We start from the raw sequence: 19895 nt of genomic DNA, 5'->3' as shown, positions 1-19895 counted from the left end.
CCCTGAACTTCCCGCTGAACACAGTAGATTGTGAGGTAAAGAACCCCTCCTAGAAGAGAACCGTAACCCGTGCACCTGAAAAGTCTGACCGTGCGAGGCTTCAAGTCATTTGCCTCTGCCACGACCTTCGACTTTGAGCCGGGCGTCACCGCCGTCGTCGGTCCCAATGGTTCCGGCAAATCCAACGTGGTGGACGCACTGGCCTGGGTGATGGGGGAGCAGGGCGCCAAGACGCTGCGCGGCGGCAAGATGGAGGACGTCATCTTCGCGGGGACCTCCGGCCGTGCGCCCCTGGGCAGAGCGCAGGTCTCCCTGACAATTGACAACGCCGACGGCGCCCTGCCGATCGAATACTCCGAAGTCACCATCTCGCGCACCCTGTTCCGGGCAGGCGGTTCCGAGTACGCCATCAACGGCAATAACTGCCGGCTGCTTGACATCCAGGAACTGCTCTCCGATTCCGGCCTGGGCCGCGAGATGCACGTGATCGTGGGGCAGGGTCAACTGGACAAGGTGCTGCACGCCACACCGGAGGACCGGCGCGGGTTCATCGAGGAAGCAGCCGGCATCCTGAAGCACCGGCGCCGCAAGGAAAAGACGGTGCGTAAGCTCGAGGCGATGCAGGCCAACCTCACCCGCCTGACCGACCTCACCGGCGAAATCCGACGCCAGCTGACTCCATTGGGCAAACAGGCGGACATCGCGCGCCGTGCCCAGCAGGTCCAGTTCCAGGTCCGCGACGCCCGCGCCAGACTGCTTGCCGACGATCTTGCGCAGCTCGTTGCCTCCTTCGAGCAGGAGGTCGCTGATGAAACCGCCCTGAAGCAGCGGCGCGCCGAGGTTGAAGCGCTGCTGGAGACCGGCCGTTCCCGGCAGGCGGAGCTGGAGCGGCTTGCAGCAGACGCCACCCCGCGGCTGAACGCCACACGGGATGCGTGGTATCGGCTCTCCTCCACCCGCGAACGCTTCCGGTCGCTGGGGACCCTGGCGGAGGAACGACGCCGGCTCCTGGGTTCAGTGGACACCGCTGCGGACGGTAGCCGGGATCCCGATGAGCTGGAGCGGCAGGCCAGCCTCGTTCGTGCTGAAGAGGCCGAGCTTGCCGAGCACATAGGGAACCGGCGGGACGCGCTCGAAGACGCAGTGGAGCAGCGTGCCGAGGCAGAGGACGCCGCGGCAGCCGAAGAGAAACGGCTCGCATCCCTGCTTCGTGCTGCGGCCGACCGCCGGGAGGGCCTGGCGAAGCTCTCCGGGCAGGTCGGTGCGGCCCGATCACGGGTCGAATCAGCGGAGGCGGAGCTGGGCAGGCTGCGCGCCTCCGTGGTTGAGGTGGGCGAACGCCGCCGCCAGGCGCAGTCTGATTTCACGGCCCTCGAGACTCAGGTGGCCGGTGCAGAGCAGGGTGAGGAAAGCCTCGACGCCGACTATGAGGAAGCGAGCGCCGCACTGGAGGCGGTTCTCGAATCGCTGGAGAACCTGAACGACGAGGAGCGGGCCGCGGAACGCGAGCGCGATGCCCTGCAGGCGAGGATCGAAGCCCTGCGGATGGGCCTGGAGCGCAAGGACGGGTCCAGCGCCCTCCTGACCGCGGATGTCAAAGGCGTGCTCGGATCCGTAGCCGAACTGCTCAGCGTTGAAGCCGGCTACGAGGCTGCCGTCGCCGCGGCGTTGGGAGCGGTCGCGGAGGGTGTTGCCGTCGATTCCCTGGAAGCAGCAGACGCCGCGCTCCGTCTCATGAAGAACGACGACGCCGGCCGGGTTGAGTTGCTGGTTGCAGGGCTCATGACTGAGCCCCCGGTGGCCCTGCCGGATGGCCTGCGCTCCGCGGCGGAACTCGTCACCGCACAGGCTGGGCTCGAAGGCGCCGTGCGCGCCTTGCTGGGTGGCGTCGTCGTCGTCGGCTCGCTGTCCGAGGCAGCGGAGCTGGTGAACCGGAATGCGCAACTGACCGCCGTGACCCGTAGCGGGGACGTTTTCACCGCGGCGACGGTGCGTGGTGGAACGGCGGCGGCACCTGGAACCCTTGAGGTGCAGGCGGCGGTCGATGAGGCAGCGGAAGCGCTTCGGGCGGTCACGGAACGGTATGAGCGCGCGCGCTTCGGGATCTCTGCTGCCACAGCGCAGCGCGCCGAAGCCCAGGAGCGCGCTGACGCTGCCCTCGAACGGCTGCACGAGTCGGATGCGCGGCTCGCGGCCGTAGCGGAGAAACTCGGACAGCTGGGTTCCGTATTGCGTTCGGCCTCTGGGGAGACGGACAGGCTGACCCGCCTCGCCGAAACCGCTGAGGCAAACCTCGCCGCCGAGGAGCAACGGCTGGAAGAGATCACCCTACGGTTGGCACAGGCCCAGGAGGCCCCCGCGGAGAGCGAACCCGACACGCAGGACCGCGACACGCTCGCCCTCGCTGCGACCCATGCCCGACAGGCCGAAATGGAGGCCCGGCTCGCGCTGCGCAGTGCCGAGGAACAGCTCAATGCCACGGCCAACCGGGCGGCGTCGCTTGAGCATGCAGCGCAGACCGAGCGCACCGCCCGCGAGCAGGCTGCCGAACGCGCCCGGATCCGGCGTCTGCAGGGCGAGAAGGCGGCGGCTGTTGGGCAGGCGGTGCGGCAGGCGCTGACGTTCCTCGACGTTTCAGTGGACCGCGCCGCGCAGAGCCGTGACGCAGCCGAAGCCGTCCGTTCGGCGTGGGAAGCCGAGCTCGGGACGGTCCGAACAGACAATGAGAAGCTTCTCGCAGAGCTTGCCGAACTGACGGATTCCGTGCACCGTGACGAGCTGGCCCGGGCACAGCAGCGGCTGCGGATCGAGACGCTGGAGAACCGCTCTATCGACGAGCTCGGGCTCACAGCCGATCACCTGGTGGCCGAGTACGGGCCGGATCAGCCCGTTCCCTCCGCCGGTGAAACCGGCGACAAGTGGGCGCAATTGCGCGTGGCGGTGGACGAGAGCGGCAATCCCGTCCGCGAAGGAGTCCCTTTTGTGCGCGAGGAGCAGGAGAAACGGCTCAAACGCGCCGAGAGGGATCTTTCAGCACTGGGCAAGGTCAACCCGCTGGCACTGGAGGAATTCGCGGCGCTCGAGGAACGGCACCAGTTCCTCAGTACCCAGCTGGAGGACCTCAAGGCCACGCGCAAGGACCTGCTGGACATTATCCGCGAGGTGGATGAACGGGTAGAGCAGGTCTTCACCGCCGCCTACCAGGACACCGCCGAGCAGTTCGAGCGGGTCTTCGGGCGCCTCTTTCCGGGCGGTGAGGGGCGGCTCGTGCTCACTGACCCGGATGACATGCTGACCTCCGGGATCGAAGTTGAGGCCCGCCCTGCCGGAAAGAAGATTAAGCGGCTGTCGTTGCTGTCCGGTGGGGAGCGTTCGCTGACCGCGGTCGCCCTGTTGGTAGCGATCTTCAAGGCGCGTCCGTCACCGTTCTACGTGATGGACGAAGTTGAAGCCGCGCTGGACGACACCAACCTGGGCAGGCTCATCACCATCTTCGAGGAGCTGCGCGAGTCCAGCCAGCTCATCGTCATCACGCACCAGAAGCGCACCATGGAGGTTGCGGACGCCCTGTACGGCGTCACCATGCGGGGCGACGGCGTTTCCACGGTGATCAGCCAGCGCCTCGTGGACGCTTAAGACTTGCTCTGCAGGGTCTCCCGCGCGAGCGTCCACATCAGGAACGCTGCGAGGGCGGTCACGCCCGTCAGCCCGAAAGCCCATCCGTAGGACAGGGTGTCAACGAGGACGCCCGCCAGGATGGGGCCGAAGATGGTTCCGGTATCGGTGCTCATCTGGAAGGCAGCCAGCACCTTCCCGCCGCTTCGCTCGTTCCCTACGACGTCAGCCACCGCCGCCTGCTGCGCCGGGTTCAGGATGCCTGCCCCGATGCCCGCCACCACCGAAACGGCGAAAAACGTAACGACGTCGCCGGTCAGGCCCAGGCACGCCATCGCGATTCCGTTGACGGCCAGCCCGGTAAGCACCAGCGGTTTTCGGCCCACCGAGTCGGTGAGCCGTCCCGAGAAGGTCAGCGCCAGGGCCGTTCCTCCCGCGAAGAAGGCCAATGAGATACCCGCGACTTCGGGACCGGCTCCCAGGACCGCAGCAGCGAACAAGGGAACGAGCGCCATCCGCACACCGAAGGAAGCCCAGCCGTTCGCGAAACCGGAAACCAGCGCCGCCCGGTAGGCAGAATCCCGTAGCGCCTCGCGCACGGGCAGGACAGGCTGCACCGGACCTTTGGTGCGGCCGCCCAGCGTGGTGTCCTTCAGCTGGAAGAAGACGACGGCGGCAGCCACCAGCAGCGCCCCCGCATACACGAGGAACGGCACCCGCAGGCCGAATCCGGCGAGCAGCCCGCCGATGAAGGGTCCACCGATACTGCCGAGCAGGAATGCGGACGCATACGCACCGCTCACCCGGCCGCGCATTCCCGGCGGCGCCAACCGGATGATCAGCCCCATCGCCGAGATGGTGAACATGGTTGAGCCGATGCCCCCGAGCCCCCGGAAGATCAGCAGTTGCCAGTAGTCCGCTGCGAAGGCACACGCCGCCGTCGAAAGAGCAACGATGATCAGCCCTGCCACGTAGACCGGCCGCTCGCCAAGACGCTCGACAAGCTTGCCGCCGGCAGGCGCGAACACCAGTCGCGTGAATGCGAACGCGCTGACGATCACGGCCGCTGCCGTCGCTTCGACGCCGAAGCTCTGGGCGAACTGGGGAAGGACGGGGGACACGAGCCCAAAGCCGATCGCGATCACGAAAGCCGCAGCGATCAGTACCTTGATTTCACGCGGCAGACGTAAGCGCTCAGCCGCGCCGGCGGCAGGTTTCATCCGCCGGGGAAAGTTCCGAAAAGCAACCACAAAGTACGATTCTCCCAGTTCCGGCGACTTCCGATTGCCAATGCCCGGTGTGAGAAGCTTGGGAACGTGAACGAGATCCTCCCGATAGTAATTTACGTAGTCGTAGCGCTGGCCGTTCTGGGCACGCTTGCAGCCCTGCTCGTGCGGTCCCGCCGGACCCCGCCGGGCACCTACACAACCACGCGGGACGCCGACGACGACGGCGGCGTCACCTCGCGCGGTGCCGGCACCGACACCCTGGACCGGCCCGTCGAGACTGACACTGCACCCGACGTCGTTATTCCGGACGATCTCCGGGACCTCGAGGAGACGGACACCGGCGTCGAGACCGTCCCGGTTGAAACCCCTGATCCGGTCCAGGGCCGGCTCGCGCGTCTGCGCGCACGGCTGGTCAAGTCCAACAACGCGCTCGGCAAGGGACTGCTCGCCCTTCTCTCGCGCGATCAGATCGACGAGGACGTCTGGGACGAGATCGAGGAAACGCTGCTGCTGGCAGACCTTGGCACCGAGCCGACGACTGAACTTGTTGATGCCCTGCGCACCCGCGTGAAGATAGCGGGCAGCCGAAGCCCCGAAGAGGTCAAGGAGATGCTCCGCGAGGAACTCGTGAAGCTGGTCGATCCCACCATGGACCGGTCCCTGGCCACAGACAGGCACGCGGACCGTCCCGCAATTGTGATGGTTGTCGGCGTCAACGGGGTAGGAAAGACCACCACCGTAGGCAAGCTGGCCAGGGTTCTGGTAGCAGAGGACAAGGACGTGCTGCTGGGTGCGGCGGACACGTTCCGTGCTGCCGCGGCAGAGCAGTTGGCCACCTGGGGACAGCGCGTGGGAGTGCCGACGGTGAAGTCCGACGTCGACGGCGCGGACCCCGCATCGGTCGCGTACGAGGCCGTGAAGGCAGGTATCGAGGGCGAGGTCGACGTCGTCATGATCGACACAGCCGGGCGCCTGCAGAACAAGGTGGGGCTGATGGATGAGCTCGGCAAGGTCAAGCGGGTCATCGAGAAGCAGGGCACCGTGGACGAGGTTTTGCTTGTCCTCGACGCAACCACCGGGCAGAACGGACTCAACCAGGCGCGGGTATTTGCCGAGGTCGTCAACATCACCGGCATCGTCCTCACCAAACTGGACGGCACAGCCAAGGGAGGGATCGTCGTCGCGATCCAACGCTCACTCGGCGTTCCGGTGAAACTTATCGGGCTCGGTGAAGGTGCTGACGACCTCGCACCCTTCGAGGCCGAAGGATTCGTCGACGCACTGCTGAATTAGTCCGGCCCAGAGCTGAATAACCGGATGCGCCGGCGGAGATTGCTCCGCCGGCGCATTCGGTGTCGGCCCGAAATGGGCTAGAAGGTGAAGGTGAAGACGGTTGCCGTTCCGGCGGTGATCGGGAGGGTGACCTCGGTGGTGCCTGGTTCGAAGTCGGGGATGGATGGTCGTTCCGGGGCTGGGATGGGTGGTGCTGGTTGTCCATCGATGCGTGTGTCGTTGTGGGCTCTGTAGGACGGCCCGGTCATCTGTGTCATGACACCGGTGCGGGCGCCTTCGGGCAGGGTGATGGTCACGTCGGTGGGAGCAGCGCTCTGGGGGTTGTTCTGGTTCACGAGGATCACGCTCATGCTGCCGTCCTCATGTTTGACGGCGTAGCTGTAGGCCAGGCCACCGCCTTGCTGTGAGGATTCGAGGAACCAGCCGGTGGGCAGTTCGGCCACGAGGGATTGGCCGTACCAGTTGGCCCGTTCGTGGAACGTGCCATCGGGTTGCAGGTACTGGCCGCCGGTGCAGATGGAGGACATCGGCGGTCCGCCCTGGCAGGTGATCAGCGAGCTGTGGAAACTCAGCCGGGGAATCCCGAGTTCCGCTGCGCTGAGCGCGTAGTCAACGGTCCACAGGGCCGAGGCGTGGGTTTCGGTGGTCTCGTTGGACCCGGGGCAGGCAGAGATACCGGTCTCCGGGATCCACGTATTCAACCCGGCCGCATTCGCCGGTGCCATTGCCTGCAACCGGTAGTCCTGGGCACGTTCATGGATCGGTTCGGCCATCAGGTTCTCCATGATCGGCTCACCCAACGGATCCTGGGCGCCGTCGCACTGGGACAGCGGGTAATGGTGGAAAGACAGAATCTTCTCCTGCGGGATCTCAGCCTGGGCGAAGGGCTCCCACCAGGACTCCGAGTACGTTCCCGGTCCAACGATCGCGACGTCAGGCGCGACGGCGTACATCGCCTCCGCGTACTGCTTCAACTCGGCCAGGTAGTCCTCGATCCACCAGTCATCCGGACGCAGACCGGTCTTCGGGTAACCATTGGGCTCATTGCCCACAGTGATACCCACCAGGCGGTCCCCGAAGATGTTCGAGGCGTGCTTGGCCATGTCCGCGGCACGGGCAGGATCGAAGTGCGCAAGGTCCACGGTCAGACTGATGGTGGCATCCGCTGCGACCAGCAGGGTGTTGATACGCTCCAGGTCCGCCGGTCCCGCAGCCCGCACCGGATGGGCTTTATCGCCCTCGAGTCCGGCAGGGATCGGCTCCCCGGACGAGGTCCAGAAGAAGCGGCGGTCAACGGCGTTGCCTCCGAAGCGCAGCATCGGCTGCCCCAACCCCTGCAAACTCGTAACTATCTCAGCGTTGTCCCCGGAGAGCTGAGGATTAGCAAGATCCGTTGCCTCCAAAGAAATACCAACAAGACCCGTCGGAAGAACCGTGCCAGTCTGCTCATCACTGACCGAAACACTCATCGGTTCCACGGCCTCCAACGGAGACCCCGCGGGCGGACCCGCCTGCTGATAGAACACCGTCGGCGCAGCCGGCAGCGGTTCGGTAGACGCAGGCGACGGAGTTCCGGTAAGTTCCGGCGGCGGAGGAGGCGCAATGCTCTCAACCGTGGCCGGACGCCCGCCGTTGGGCAGAACGGTGACACCCACAAGGGTCCCTGCAAGCAGCATTGCAGCGGCCGCGGCAGCACCGATCATCAGGCGGGGATCCGGACGGCCCTGGGCCTGGTGGCGCGCCGTTATACGCCGCCTGCGCGGCGTGTCGTTCGGTTCAGTGGGTGGATGAGACATTCTTCTCCAAAGCGTGGCTGAGATTCAGCGTCATTCAAGCTTAACCGCCAGCTCCCGACATGCCCGACAACGACGACGCCACCCACTCCCGCGCCGTCATCCCCACCGTGAAACACACCCGAAACAAAGCGGTCATCCACTCTTTACCTCGGGTCGCGGCTTGTAACGTCCCCGCAACACAATTCCCAAGGCGGCGAAACACGGGATTGCCAAGATTTTGAACCAGCGGGAAGTGCCCGCCACTTCCGAGAGGACGAAAAGATGGATCTGACTGCAGGTCACGTCTGGGTCATGGTTTCCGCCGCCCTGGTATTGCTCATGACCCCCGGACTGGCATTTTTCTACGGCGGCATGACCCGCGCCAAGGCAGCGCTGAACATGATGATGATGAGCTTCATCGCTGTGGGCCTCGTTGGCATCGTGTGGGTTCTCTGGGGTTACTCGATGACCGGTGGGGAGGGTATCGCCCAGCTATTCGGGAATCCCTTCGCCTCCTTCGGGCTTGAGGGCCTGATTGGTACCGAGGACATGATCAGCGCCGGCTACGGTGCAACCTTCGCAATCATCACGGTAGCGCTGATCAGCGGTGCGATCGCCGACCGCGCAAAGTTCGGCGCCTGGTCGCTCTTTGTTCCCATCTGGGTCACCGCTGTCTACTGTCCCCTTGCTTTTATGGTCTGGGGAGGCGGACTCCTCAGCGCTGAGGGCGCCATCGGCGGTGCAGTGGGCGAAGCAATCGACTTCGCGGGCGGAACAGTTGTCCACATCAGCGCGGGCGTGGCAGCGCTTGTCCTGGCCATCATTCTGGGCAAACGGCAGGGCTTCGGCAAGGATCCGGCGCACCGCCCACACAACGTTCCACTGGTGATGCTCGGCGCTGCGCTGCTCTGGTTCGGCTGGTTCGGATTCAACGGCGGTGCTGCCGGCACCGCGGAGGAAGCAGGACTCATCTGGGTCAACACGATGGCCGCTCCGGCCGCAGCGATGGTCGGCTGGCTTGTCATCGAAAGGTTCCGCGACGGCCGTCCCACCTCGCTGGGAGCCGCTTCGGGGATCGTCGCCGGACTGGTAGCGATCACACCGGCCTGCGCGAGCGTGAGCCCGGTTGGCGCCGTCGGACTCGGCCTGGTCTCGGGCGCGGTGTGCGCCCTCGCCGTCGGGCTCAAGTACAAGCTCGGCTTCGATGACTCGCTCGACGTCGTTGCGGTGCACCTTGTGGCGGGAACGCTCGGTACGATCGCGATCGGCTTCATTGCCCTGCCAATCGACGGCGTAGGCGGCGGCCTGTTCTACGGCGGTGGGTTCGGCCAGCTAGTGGCGCAGGTGGTGTCGGTGCTGGTGGCGGTTGCCCTCTCGGCGATCATGACCGCACTCATTGGCCTGGCCATCCACAAGACCATCGGATTCCGCGTCACCGCCGACAACGAGGTGTCCGGCGTGGACCTCTCCGAGCACGCCGAGACCGCGTACGAATTCGGTGGGCTGGGCGTCGGTGGCCCCTTTCACCCCTTCCACGAGCCCGCACCGGCACCACCGGTTGAAGCGGCACAGCAGAAAGTGAACTCATGAAGCTAGTGACAGCCATTGTCCGGCCGGACAAGCTCGACAACGTCCGGGGAGCCCTCGAGAACTACGGGGTGCAGGGCCTGACGGTCAGCCAGGCCAGCGGTTACGGTCGCCAGCGCGGACACACTGAGGTCTACAGGGGAGCGGAATACACGGTCGATCTCCTGCAGAAGGCACGCGTTGAGGTCCTGGTGGCTGACGCCTGGGTCAACGACATCGTCGATGTACTGGTCTCAACCGCCAACACCGGCAAGGCCGGAGACGGCAAGGTCTGGGTCCTTCCGGTCGAGGATGCTGTTCGCGTCCGTACTGGTGAGCGGGGGGAAGCCGCGCTCTGACCCTCTGGGAAGGTTCGTGCAGATAAGGCGGGTTGAACTCGGTTCAAACCCGCCTTATCTGTGCGAAAGTTCGGCCTTAGGAATCGGGCCACGAGGACGGGCCGTCCGAGCCGGCGGGATATTCATCCATCGGAACCTCGTCTGCCTGCCAGGCGGCGAGGACAGGCTCGACGATGCGCCAACAGTCCTCCGCTGTGTCCCCTCGGACGGACAGCGTCGGATCCCCTGATAGCACACCGTCCAGAACTTCGCCGTAGGGGAGCAGCTCGGAAGCGTTGAGTTCCGCCTGCAGGGTGGCCCGGTCCAGGCAGAACACGTCACCGGGGCCGTTGACGTCGATGTCCAGCTGCAGAGTGTCGGGACCGAATCCAATCCGTAGCCGCGTGGGCGAATCAACGCCGGTGAATCCGTCAGGCAGGTGATTCACCGGTTTGAAAGTGATGACGGCTTCCTTATGGGTGCGGCCCACTGCCTTGCCCGAACGCAGCCTGAAGGGCACTCCGGCCCAGCGGTCGTTGTTGATGGAGACTTCGATCTCCGCGAGTGTTTCGGTTCCCCGGGCAGGATCAACGCCGTCCTCATCCACGTAGTTGGGCACATCCCGGTTCTCGATCGTGCCGGCCGTATACCGGGCGCGCCGGGTGGTGTTCCTATAGTCGCGACCAACAGAGCTGGCGCGAAGGACCGTCCCGATGTGGTCGCGGAGGTCCCGCTCGTGGAGGGTCGACGGCGCGTTCATCGCGATCAGCGCCATAATCTGCAGCAAATGGCTCTGGATCATGTCACGCAGGGCCCCGGCGCCGTCGTAGTAGCGAGCGCGGTTCTCCAGCGTGAGCTTTTCGTCGAACACGATGTCCACGGATTCGATATGGAGGTTGTTCCAGACCGGTTCTAGAAGGCGGTTCGCGAAGCGCAGGCCCAGGATGTTGAGCACCGTGGCCTTGCCCAGGAAGTGGTCAACCCGGTGGACATGGTCTTCGGGGACGAGGTCCTCGAGGATGGAATTGAGCCGGTGCGCCGATTCCCGGTCCGTCCCGAACGGTTTCTCCATTACCAGCCGGGAGCCCTCCGGCAGGTCTTCGGGCTCGAGCGTGGCGCACGCCTTCTCGCTGACGGCTGGGGGCAGGGCGAAGTAGATGGCGACCGGTCCCTGAAGCCCGGCGATCAGCTCTGCGAGCGCACCCCTGGCGGTCACGTCCACCTGGTGGTACGTGCTCTCGGTCCGGATGCGGGTCAGCGCGTGTTCGCCGTCGTCGTCGTCATTTTGGGTGAACGCGGGGGAAGCGGCAGCAAAGGAGGTTTTCAGCCGGTCCTGCCACTGTTCTTCGCTCCAGGCGTCCGACCCCGCTCCGACGAGGGCCAGGTTGCCCGCCTTGCCATGCCGGACCAGGCGTGCGAGGCCGGGCAAGAGGAGGCGTCCGGTGAGGTCCCCCGAGGCGCCGAGGATCAGTAGCGTACGGATTGCCTGCCCCTGGAACTGGTGGCCCGAGGCCTGTTCATCAATCGCATGAGTAGTCACCCTTAACACCCTGCCACCGAAGGTGTGTCCCTGTCTCGCGCACACGGGGAAGATGCCCAGTTGCTACCCTTGATAGTTGAATCCACGCAAGCTCGAGGAAAGCAGTTCACGTACCGTGTTCAATTCACTCTCAGACCGGCTGACAGCGACCTTCAAGAACCTTCGCGGCAAGGGTCGCCTGTCAGAGGCCGACGTCGACGCCACGGTCCGCGAGATCCGCCGCGCCCTGCTCGACGCAGACGTTGCTGTCCCGGTCGTGCGTGCTTTCGCCGCACAGGTCAAGGAACGTGCGCTCGGTCTGGAGGTTTCGCAGGCGCTGAACCCCGGCCAGCAGGTTGTCAAGATTGTGAACGAGGAGTTGGTGGGAATCCTGGGCGGGGAGACCCGCAGGATGCGCCTCGCCAAAAACCCGCCGACGGTGATCATGCTCGCCGGCCTGCAGGGTGCGGGTAAAACCACGCTGGCCGGAAAACTGGCCAAGTGGCTCAAGGGTCAGGGCCACAGCCCGCTGCTGGTCGCCTGCGACCTGCAGCGGCCCAACGCGGTCAAGCAGCTGCAGGTAAACGGTCAACGTGCAGGTGTGCCGGTCTTTGCGCCGCATCCCGGTGTCAGTTCCGAATTTGAAGCCGCCACAGGTGATCCCGTTGACGTCGCCCGCCAGGGCGTTGCGGAGGCACGGACCAAACTGCACGACGTCGTCATCGTCGACACAGCGGGTCGTCTGGGCATCGACGCCGAGCTGATGCAGCAGGCATCCGACATCCGCGATGCGGTAACTCCGGACGAAGTCCTCTTCGTCATCGATGCGATGATCGGCCAGGACGCAGTGAACACTGCGCAGGCCTTCAACGAGGGCGTGAACTTCACCGGCGTGGTGTTGACCAAGCTCGACGGCGATGCCCGCGGCGGCGCGGCACTCTCCGTAGCGTCCATAACTGGCAAGCCCGTCATGTTCGCTTCGACCGGTGAAGCGCTGACCGACTTCGAGGTCTTCCACCCGGACCGGATGGCATCCCGGATTCTCGACATGGGAGACATCCTCACCCTGATCGAGCAGGCCGAGCAGGCATGGGACAAGGATGAAGCCGCACGGATGGCGAAGAAGTTCGCCGACCAGGAGGACTTCACCCTCGATGACTTCCTCGCGCAGATGCAGCAGATCCGCAACATGGGCTCCATGAAGAAGATGCTCATGATGATGCCGGGTGCGGCGAACATGCGGCAGCAGCTCGAGAATTTTGATGAGCGTGAGATTGACCGGGTGGAGGCGATTGTTCGCTCGATGACGCCCCATGAGCGGGTTGCACCGAAGATCATCAACGGTTCCCGCCGGGCGCGCATTGCCCGTGGGTCCGGTGTGCACGTGTCCGAAGTCAACGGCTTGCTGGAGCGTTTCGGGCAGGCCCAGAAGATGATGCGAAAGATGGCTGCAGGCGGTGGTATTCCGGGAATGCCGGGCATGCCCGGGCCCGGGGGTTTCTCGGGTGGAGCACGTAAGGGCAAGCCGAATGCCAAGGGCAAGAAGAAGCCCAAGTCGGGCAATCCCGCAAAGGCAGCGCAGGAAGCTGCCGCTGCGGAAGCCAAGCGGAACGGGCAGCGTGCGGCGGTTCCCAGCGGTGCCGCTTTCGGCAAGCAGGATGACTTCGATCCTGCCTCGCTCAACCTGCCCAAGGGCTTCGAGAAGTTCCTCGGCAAGTAGTAGCGGACCAGGCTGCCCCAGGAGATTTCTGCATTTCGTCAGAGGCGGCACCTAGGTTGAGGCCATGAAAAGTGAACGCGTTGTTTTCGTGCACGGTGCCGGTAACTTCGGTGCCGCCGCCTGGACCCGTCAGCACGGGATGGCTCTGGAGTTTGACTGCCTCTTTGTTCGCCGCCACGGGTTCCATCCGGTAGCCGCTCCGCTGCCCACCGATTTCGCGCAGGATCAGCGCATAGTCGCCGAGGCGCTCGGATCGGGCGGTCATCTGGTGGCAGCGTCGCAGGGCGCCGTCGCAGCGATGATGGTTGCGGTCGAACGCCCCGAGCTCGTGAGGTCGTTGACTTTGGCTGAGCCTGCGTGCCTGTCGCTCACGGAGTCACTGCCGGCCACAGCCGCGCACAAGGCGCGGGTGCAGCCCTTGTTCGACAGGGCGGGGGAGCTCACGGACGAGGAGTTCAACCGCGAATTCGTTCGCCTGGTCTTCGCCGCCGAGCCCCGGACGCTTGATACCCCCGAGGCAAAGCGTGCGGCGCGGCGCCTGAGGTTGCAGGCACCACCCTGGACGGCGCCACTGCATATTGTTCCCGGCGTGCCCACCCTCGTGCTGACCGGTGGGTGGGAGCCGCTCTATGAGGAAGTGGCGGGATATCTGGCTGAGACGGGCGCCCGCCATACGGTGGCTGGTGGAGGACACCGTCCGCAGGACACCCCCGCCGGCGCGGACCTGATCAGCGGTTTTATTCGCACCCACAGCCGGAAAGCGGCCTGAAAACTGATAGTGCCGGAAATAACTTTAACCTTCAAGTAGTTAGCTTGTGTAACAGCGCGCACTTGGAGGAACTCATGAACTTAGTACAGGACCTGCTCCCGGCCGAGACGGCAATGGGAACCATCACGCTGAAGGTGGGGGATCTGGCCCGGATGGCGGGCTACTACCGGTCGGCCCTCGGGCTGGTTGATCTCGCCGAATCCGCGGAAGGGTTGTATCTGGGCCGCCCCAATACGCCGCTTGTGCACCTGGCTCCTGCCGGTGGCCTGAAACTGCCCGCCCGTTCGGAGGCGGGACTGTTCCACACCGCCATTCTCTTTGCCGACCGCGCGGACCTGGCGGCAACAGTTGCATCCGCAGCGCAGTCGGCACAAGCCGGGGAAGGCCGCTACGTGGGCAGCGCGGACCACCTTGTGAGCGAGGCCTTCTACTTCACGGACCCGGAGGGCAACGGCGTTGAGCTGTACTTCGACAAACCCCGGGAGACCTGGAACTGGACCACATCAAACGGCCACCGCTCCGTCACGATGGACAACACGCCACTGCCGCCACAGCAGTACCTGACCGCGAACCTGACCGAGGATTCGGTGAGGAATCAGGAGAAGGCTCCCGCCGACGTCGGGCATGTCCATCTGCAGGTGGGCGACGTTGAGACGGCGGAGAACTTCTACGTGGCTACGCTTGGTTTCGAGCGAACCGCGGGATGGCACGGCCAGGCGCTGTTCGTGGCCGCCGGGGGATACCACCACCATATGGCCATGAATGTCTGGAACAGCCGCGGCGCGGGGCCGCGGAAGGACACCCTCGGCCTCGGCGAAGTCCTCATTCACGTTCAGACAGTTGATGAGGCAGGCGCTCTCGCGGAGCGGCTGGACGCGGCGGGAGTGGGGTACCACCACACCGGCGCGGAGCTGCGATTTAACGACCCCTGGAACAACAAGCTGCGGGTCGCCGTACGCTGAAGGCGTGCCTGAGTCGCCTGCAGGCCGTTCCGTCTGGCACAATGTAGCTGTACCCAATCTGCGCAGCCCCTCTCTCTGCGTGCATTGTGTCCTCTAGAACCCCCAAAAGTATGGCCCGCCCCACGGGTGCAGAAACCGGAGTTCGCCCTTTTGATCAACAAGGAGTGACCACACAAGTGGCCGTAAAGATTCGCCTGAAGCGCTTCGGCAAGATGCGCGCACCGTACTACCGCATTGTCGTCATGGACTCCCGCGCCAAGCGCGACGGACGTGCCATCGAGGAGATCGGCAAGTACCACCCCACTGAAGAGCCCTCGTTCATCGAGGTCAAGTCGGACCGTGCACAGTACTGGCTCGGAGTCGGCGCACAGCCCACGGAGCAGGTCGCCGCGATCCTCAAGATCACCGGTGACTGGCAGAAGTACAAGGGTATCGAGGGCCAGGAAGGCACCTTGAAGACCAAGGCCCCGAAGGAAGCCTTCACGGCACCTGAGAAGGGTTCGGTCATTGTGCCCGAGGCCATCACTAAGAAGAGCAAGAAGGCCGACGAGCCTGAGGCAGAAGCTTCCGAGGCTGAGTAAATTGCTCGCTGAAGCGCTGGAACACCTCGTTCGCGGGATCGTGGACAGCCCTGACGACGTCCGGGTATCCACCAAATCCAACCGTCGCGGCGAGACGCTCGAGGTCCGGGTTCACCAGGAAGACCTCGGCCGCGTCATCGGCCGGCAGGGAAGGACAGCACGCGCCCTGCGCACTGTCATCTCAGCCCTCGCAGACGGCGAGCCGGTGCGGGTCGACGTCGTGGACACCGACCGCCGCCGCTGACCAGCAGCACATGCTTCCGAGTCCGGCCCCACCACGCCAGTGTTGGGGCCGGACTTTTCACGATCCGCCCACATCAATTCGAAACCGGAGACCAGATGGACCTGCAGGTTGCCCGCATCGGCAAGCCCCACGGCATTCGCGGTGAGGTTACCGTGCAGCTCTTCACGGACGCTCCCGAAGAGCGGTTCGAAGTCGGCGCCGTTTTTCGTGTGGAGCCTGCCTCCAGCGGTCCGTTGACGATCTCCAGTGCACGTTGGAACAAGGACATCCTCATTCTCGGCTTCGAGGAGGTTGCCGACCGCAACGCCGCCGAGCTCCTGCGCGGCGCACAGCTCTTCATTGACTCCGAAGAGGACAACGACGACGACGGCGATGCCTGGTATGAGCACGAATTGGTCGGCCTCCAGGCCCGGGTGGGGAGCGACGTCGTCGGCCGGGTGAGTGCCCTGCGCACCATGAGCGTCCAGGACCTGCTGATTATCGAGCGGCCGGACGGCGAGGAAGTGCTGGTGCCGTTCGTCTCAGAGATTGTGCCCGAGGTGGATATCGAGGGTGGGTTCGTGCTCCTGACTCCGCCGGCGGGGCTGCTGGAACTGAACCTTCCCGGTTCAAACCAGGCCGAAGAGTCACACCCGAACGTCAGCGATAGCTAGTGCGCATCGACGTCGTCAGCATCTTTCCTGAGTACCTTGCCGCCCTGGAGCTCTCGCTGATCGGCAAGGCGCGGCAGGACGGGCTGCTCTCCCTTACCGTCCACAACCTGCGGGACTTCACGGTCGACCGGCACCGGACCGTCGATGACACGCCATACGGCGGAGGTGCCGGGATGGTCATGAAACCGGAGCCTTGGGCTCAGGCATTGGAGGACGTGCGCGGTGATTCGCGTCCTGTGCTGATCGTTCCCTCTCCCGCCGGGGAACGCTTCACCCAGGCAATGGCACACGAGCTCGCGGAGGAAGAACATCTCGTCTTCGCCTGCGGTCGCTATGAAGGGATCGATGAGCGGGTGCTCGACTGGGCCGCGGACTCGTTCGACGTCCGACCCGTGAGCCTCGGCGACTATGTGCTCAACGGGGGAGAGGTGGCTGTGCTCGCGATGGTGGAAGCGGTCGCGCGGTTGCTTCCCGGCGTCGTCGGAAATCCTGAGTCACTGATCGAGGAGTCCCACGCGGACGGGCTGCTTGAGTACCCGGTCTATACGAAGCCATCCTCCTGGCGCGAGCTCGAAGTGCCGGAGGTACTCCTCAGCGGTAACCATGCTCGCATCGCCCGCTACCGCCGGGACGAACAGTTGCGCCGCACTGTCCTCCGCCGCCCGGATCTGCTCGGCAAACTGGACGTGGAGGCACTCAACGCCGCCGATCTCGCCGTTCTGGCAGAGGCTGGCTATGCGGTGGTCGACGGAATGCTTACCCAGAACTGAGAGATACCTTCGGTTCTGCCATCGCGGCCGCACTGTGGCATAATTGACACTCGTGCCAACTGGGTGCGCGCCTGCCACAGGGGGAGCGTCACCAACGCAGACGGCACACCGGAAACCGCCAAGGGGCGCCCGGTACTCAATCTTCAACGGCATCTGCCTGTTCTGCAGGTCTTTGTCGTTGTGACCAACGTGAATGACCTGTGGCGTTCACCAGGAGCAATGCACATGCATATTCTCGACAGTGTGGATGCAGCCTCGCTGCGCAGCGATGTCCCCAACTTCCGTGCGGGCGACACCCTGAAGGTTCACGTCAACATCATTGAAGGCAAGAACACGCGTGTTCAGGTCTTCCAGGGCTTCGTTCTCGGACGCCAGGGCGACGGTTTACGCGAGACCTTCACCGTTCGCAAGGTCAGCTTCGGTGTCGGCGTTGAGCGTACCTTCCCGGTTCACTCCCCGGTCATCGACAAGATCGAGCTCGTCAGCAAAGGCGACGTACGCCGAGCGAAGCTGTACTACATGCGTGATCTCCGCGGCAAGGCTGCAAAGATCAAGGAGAAGCGGGATCCGAAGACCGCCAAGTAGTCCGCGGATTCACAAGCTTCACCATGCCTGAGTTCTCCGTTCCACGGAAGAAGACCAGGCAGCCCACAAAGCGCCGGCCCGGAACTTCGGGCTGGCGCTTTGTGTTCTATGCGGTTGCCCTCGCCTGCCTGACCATCGTGGCTGTGCGGGCGCTGCTTGTCGACATCTTCTACATCCCCTCCGGCTCTATGGAACCGCTCCTGGAAGCAGGGGACCGGGTGCTGGTCTCACGTACGGATTATGTATTCGGCGAGATCCAGCGCGGAGACGTTGTTGTCTTCGATGGAAGAGGCTCTTTTGCCCCCCTTGGCCCCGGAGGCGTCGAGCAGGCGCTGACGGATACCATGCGATTCTTCGGGCTTGGCGACACCGAAACGGTCTATGTGAAGCGCGTCGTGGGCGTGGGCGGGGACCTGGTTGCGTGCTGCGATTCCAGCGGGGGAGTCACCGTCAACGGGAACGCACTCGAGGAGCCCTACGTTTTCCCCATGAACGCGCCGAGCGAAATGAAGTTCGAGGTAGCTGTTCCAGAGGGTAAGTTGTGGCTGATGGGTGATCACCGGTCGGAGTCATTCGATTCACGGGGCTTGTTGGGTGCTCCAGGAGGCGGGCTGGTTTCCGAGGAGCGGGTCATCGGCCGTGCGATCAGCGTAGTCTGGCCCCCTGTTAACGCAGCAGCTATCCCACGCCCAGCCGACGCGCCGTAACCGGCAGGACCAACCCTGACGCACAGTAGAGGATTCACTTCAATGGCAAAGACCTACCCGGGAACACCGAACGACGGCGCCGAAGAGCCTGCGGACACGCCGCGATTCGATGTTCCCGGAGATGGTGAGCCCTTGGACAATGCCCCAGAAGAATCCAAGAACCGGAGTCTTGGCAGCTGGGCCAGGGAAATTCTCATCATCGTGGCGGTTGCGCTGCTTCTCTCCTTCCTCATCAAGACATTCCTTTTTCGTGCGTTCTTCATTCCTTCGGGGTCCATGGAGGACACCCTCGAGATTGACGATCGAATCTTCGTCAACCAGCTTGTCCCCGAGCCGTTCGCGCTGGAGCGCGGCGACGTCGTCGTCTTTCGTGATACCCAGGGCTGGCTTCCCGAGCCGGCTCCGGGCACCACGTCGACCAACTGGTTCCAGGATGCGCTGGTGTTCATCGGTTTGCTGCCGGATCAGTCCCAGCAGCACCTGGTCAAGCGGGTGATCGGCCTTGAAGGGGACCGCGTAATCTGTTGCGACGCGGAGGGGCGGATCACCGTCAACGGCGAACCGCTGAACGAGCCCTACCTATATCCCGGAGCAAACCCCTCCGATGTCCCGTTCGACGTCACGGTGCCGGAAGGCGAAATCTGGGTCATGGGGGACCACCGAAACGCTTCGGCAGATTCCAGGGCGAACCAGGACGGGCCAGGGGAAGGATTCATCGACGTGGATGATATCGAAGGCAAGGCGGCAGTCATCGCCTGGCCGCTGGACCGTATCGGATTCCTTGGCAACTACCCGGATGTCTTCGCAGGCGTCCCCGAAGCCCCCCAGAGCACCGGGCGGGAGAACTCAGCGCCGTGACCGGGAAGGCGCCTACCCTGCGGTACGAACGGTCATTCCTTGCAGAAGGCCATCGCTTCCTAGCCGGCTGTGACGAGGTGGGCCGGGGGGCCCTTGCCGGACCGGTAACTGTTGGGCTGGTAGTCATCGATATCACTGCTGCGAAGGGCTTGCGTGGTGTGCGGGATAGCAAGCTTCTGAGCGCTGCTGACCGGGAAGCACTGGTGCCGAAGATTCAGCGCTGGGCACTCGCATACGGTGTTGGCCACGCTACGGCCGGCGAAATTGACGCAACGGGCCTGATGGCAGCGCTGCGCGCGGCAGGGAACCGTGCGTGGGCGCAGGCCAGCCGGACGGTGCGGCCCGATGCTGTGATTCTCGACGGAAACCATAACTGGTTGGCACCTTCCGCCCAGGGCTCCCTGTTCGAGGACGTCGAGACCCGGGAGATCAGCTGCGACGCGCCGGTTCACACCCGGATCAAAGCGGACCTTCAGTGCCTGAGCGTCGCCGCCGCGAGCGTCCTGGCCAAAGTGGAACGCGACCATCTCATGGTCGAATTTTCCCGGCGCTACCCGGGGTACGGCTGGGAGATCAATAAGGGTTATGCCACCGCCGGCCACAGGGCAGCCATTGACGGTCTCGGGCCAAGCCGGGAGCACCGCCGTACGTGGCGCCTCGGCACGGGCACAGGTATGAGCGTGCCCGCCGTCGAAATTGGGGGATGATGGA

At 64.5% G+C, this 19895-nt stretch carries 18 protein-coding genes; 15 read left to right on the top strand and 3 right to left on the bottom strand.

Annotated elements, in window-relative coordinates:
* The first annotated feature begins 69 nt into the window (after nt 1-69).
* Nucleotides 70-3636, top strand: a complete 3567-nt coding sequence (gene smc / locus BJ994_RS08240; protein ID WP_342450323.1) for a chromosome segregation protein SMC — start codon at nt 70-72, stop codon at nt 3634-3636.
* Here the strand turns inward: smc and BJ994_RS08235 are convergent.
* Nucleotides 3633-4835 carry an MFS transporter gene (locus BJ994_RS08235; protein WP_167993239.1) on the bottom strand — a complete coding sequence of 401 codons (1203 nt, stop codon included), beginning with the start codon at nt 4833-4835 and terminating at the stop codon, nt 3633-3635. The genes smc and BJ994_RS08235 overlap by 4 nt on opposite strands.
* 96 nt (nt 4836-4931) lie before the next feature.
* On the opposite strand from BJ994_RS08235, the gene ftsY reads away from it, so the two are divergent.
* Entirely contained in the window at nt 4932-6137 is a 1206-nt protein-coding gene (ftsY, locus tag BJ994_RS08230) for a signal recognition particle-docking protein FtsY (protein WP_167993237.1), read from the top strand.
* Between the two features lie 77 nt (nt 6138-6214).
* Here ftsY and BJ994_RS08225 read toward each other — a convergent pair whose 3' ends face one another.
* Nucleotides 6215-7933 (bottom strand): hypothetical protein, encoded by a 1719-nt coding sequence (locus tag BJ994_RS08225; protein WP_209066703.1) that lies wholly within the window; start codon nt 7931-7933, stop codon nt 6215-6217.
* Between the two features lie 261 nt (nt 7934-8194).
* Here BJ994_RS08225 and BJ994_RS08220 point away from each other — a divergent pair, with 261 nt between their 5' ends.
* Together BJ994_RS08220 and BJ994_RS08215 are read left to right on the top strand one after the other, a co-directional pair.
* Entirely contained in the window at nt 8195-9502 is a 1308-nt protein-coding gene (locus tag BJ994_RS08220; RefSeq protein ID WP_167993235.1) for an ammonium transporter, read from the top strand.
* Complete coding sequence (locus BJ994_RS08215) at nt 9499-9837, top strand: P-II family nitrogen regulator (protein WP_167993233.1); 339 nt, start codon at nt 9499-9501, stop codon at nt 9835-9837. Before BJ994_RS08220 ends, BJ994_RS08215 begins: the two co-directional genes overlap by 4 nt.
* Before the next feature lie 76 nt (nt 9838-9913).
* Here BJ994_RS08215 and BJ994_RS08210 read toward each other — a convergent pair whose 3' ends face one another.
* Entirely contained in the window at nt 9914-11356 is a 1443-nt protein-coding gene (locus tag BJ994_RS08210) for a glucose-6-phosphate dehydrogenase (protein ID WP_342450322.1), read from the bottom strand.
* 115 nt (nt 11357-11471) lie between these two features.
* Here BJ994_RS08210 and ffh point away from each other — a divergent pair, with 115 nt between their 5' ends.
* The 11 genes from ffh to BJ994_RS08155 all read left to right on the top strand — a co-directional run bounded on the left by ffh (nt 11472) and on the right by BJ994_RS08155 (nt 19891).
* Nucleotides 11472-13055 (top strand): signal recognition particle protein, encoded by a 1584-nt coding sequence (gene ffh / locus BJ994_RS08205; RefSeq protein ID WP_167995929.1) that lies wholly within the window; start codon nt 11472-11474, stop codon nt 13053-13055.
* A gap of 64 nt (nt 13056-13119) precedes the next feature.
* Entirely contained in the window at nt 13120-13824 is a 705-nt protein-coding gene (locus BJ994_RS08200) for an alpha/beta fold hydrolase (protein ID WP_167993230.1), read from the top strand.
* Between the two features lie 74 nt (nt 13825-13898).
* Nucleotides 13899-14786, top strand: a complete 888-nt coding sequence (locus BJ994_RS08195; protein ID WP_167993228.1) for a VOC family protein — start codon at nt 13899-13901, stop codon at nt 14784-14786.
* A 176-nt stretch (nt 14787-14962) separates the two neighbouring features.
* A complete protein-coding gene (gene rpsP / locus BJ994_RS08190) occupies nt 14963-15367 on the top strand; it encodes a 30S ribosomal protein S16 (protein WP_167993226.1) in 405 nt (134 codons plus the stop codon).
* A gap of 1 nt (nt 15368) precedes the next feature.
* A complete protein-coding gene (locus BJ994_RS08185) occupies nt 15369-15611 on the top strand; it encodes an RNA-binding protein (RefSeq protein WP_167993224.1) in 243 nt (80 codons plus the stop codon).
* Nucleotides 15612-15706: 95 nt separating this feature from the next.
* On the top strand, nt 15707-16264 hold the full coding sequence (rimM, locus tag BJ994_RS08180) for a ribosome maturation factor RimM (RefSeq protein ID WP_167993223.1): 558 nt from the start codon (nt 15707-15709) through the stop codon (nt 16262-16264).
* Nucleotides 16264-17034: a tRNA (guanosine(37)-N1)-methyltransferase TrmD gene (gene trmD / locus BJ994_RS08175; RefSeq protein WP_167993222.1), complete on the top strand. Its 771-nt coding sequence runs from the start codon at nt 16264-16266 to the stop codon at nt 17032-17034. The genes rimM and trmD overlap by 1 nt, the downstream gene beginning before the upstream one ends.
* Before the next feature lie 225 nt (nt 17035-17259).
* The gene (gene rplS / locus BJ994_RS08170; protein ID WP_167993221.1) at nt 17260-17619 is read left to right on the top strand and encodes a 50S ribosomal protein L19; all 360 of its coding nucleotides are present in this window, start codon (nt 17260-17262) and stop codon (nt 17617-17619) included.
* Between the two features lie 23 nt (nt 17620-17642).
* Nucleotides 17643-18326 (top strand): signal peptidase I, encoded by a 684-nt coding sequence (gene lepB, locus BJ994_RS08165; RefSeq protein ID WP_167993220.1) that lies wholly within the window; start codon nt 17643-17645, stop codon nt 18324-18326.
* Between the two features lie 42 nt (nt 18327-18368).
* Nucleotides 18369-19184: a signal peptidase I gene (gene lepB, locus BJ994_RS08160; protein ID WP_167993219.1), complete on the top strand. Its 816-nt coding sequence runs from the start codon at nt 18369-18371 to the stop codon at nt 19182-19184.
* A complete protein-coding gene (locus tag BJ994_RS08155) occupies nt 19181-19891 on the top strand; it encodes a ribonuclease HII (RefSeq protein WP_167993218.1) in 711 nt (236 codons plus the stop codon). The genes lepB (BJ994_RS08160) and BJ994_RS08155 overlap by 4 nt, the downstream gene beginning before the upstream one ends.
* Nucleotides 19892-19895 lie beyond the last annotated feature (4 nt).

The sequence above is a fragment of the Arthrobacter pigmenti genome (genome assembly GCF_011927905.1).
In the GTDB taxonomy this organism is placed as follows: domain Bacteria; phylum Actinomycetota; class Actinomycetes; order Actinomycetales; family Micrococcaceae; genus Arthrobacter_D; species Arthrobacter_D pigmenti.
Note: the sequence above shows the minus strand (reverse complement) of the source record. Positions and strands in the feature narration are given on the sequence as shown.

What these genes read in the sequence shown, in the direction of transcription:
- BJ994_RS08200 (WP_167993230.1), top strand. Translation starts at nt 13,120, where the DNA reads ATGAAAAGTGAACGCGTTGTTTTCGTGCACGGTGCCGGTAACTTCGGT.
- BJ994_RS08215 (WP_167993233.1), top strand. Translation starts at nt 9,499, where the DNA reads ATGAAGCTAGTGACAGCCATTGTCCGGCCGGACAAGCTCGACAACGTC.
- BJ994_RS08220 (WP_167993235.1), top strand. Translation starts at nt 8,195, where the DNA reads ATGGATCTGACTGCAGGTCACGTCTGGGTCATGGTTTCCGCCGCCCTG.
- rplS (WP_167993221.1), top strand. Translation starts at nt 17,260, where the DNA reads ATGCATATTCTCGACAGTGTGGATGCAGCCTCGCTGCGCAGCGATGTC.
- BJ994_RS08195 (WP_167993228.1), top strand. Translation starts at nt 13,899, where the DNA reads ATGAACTTAGTACAGGACCTGCTCCCGGCCGAGACGGCAATGGGAACC.
- lepB (WP_167993220.1), top strand. Translation starts at nt 17,643, where the DNA reads ATGCCTGAGTTCTCCGTTCCACGGAAGAAGACCAGGCAGCCCACAAAG.
- BJ994_RS08235 (WP_167993239.1), bottom strand. Translation starts at nt 4,835, where the DNA reads ATGAAACCTGCCGCCGGCGCGGCTGAGCGCTTACGTCTGCCGCGTGAA.
- lepB (WP_167993219.1), top strand. Translation starts at nt 18,369, where the DNA reads ATGGCAAAGACCTACCCGGGAACACCGAACGACGGCGCCGAAGAGCCT.
- rimM (WP_167993223.1), top strand. Translation starts at nt 15,707, where the DNA reads ATGGACCTGCAGGTTGCCCGCATCGGCAAGCCCCACGGCATTCGCGGT.
- BJ994_RS08225 (WP_209066703.1), bottom strand. Translation starts at nt 7,933, where the DNA reads ATGTCTCATCCACCCACTGAACCGAACGACACGCCGCGCAGGCGGCGT.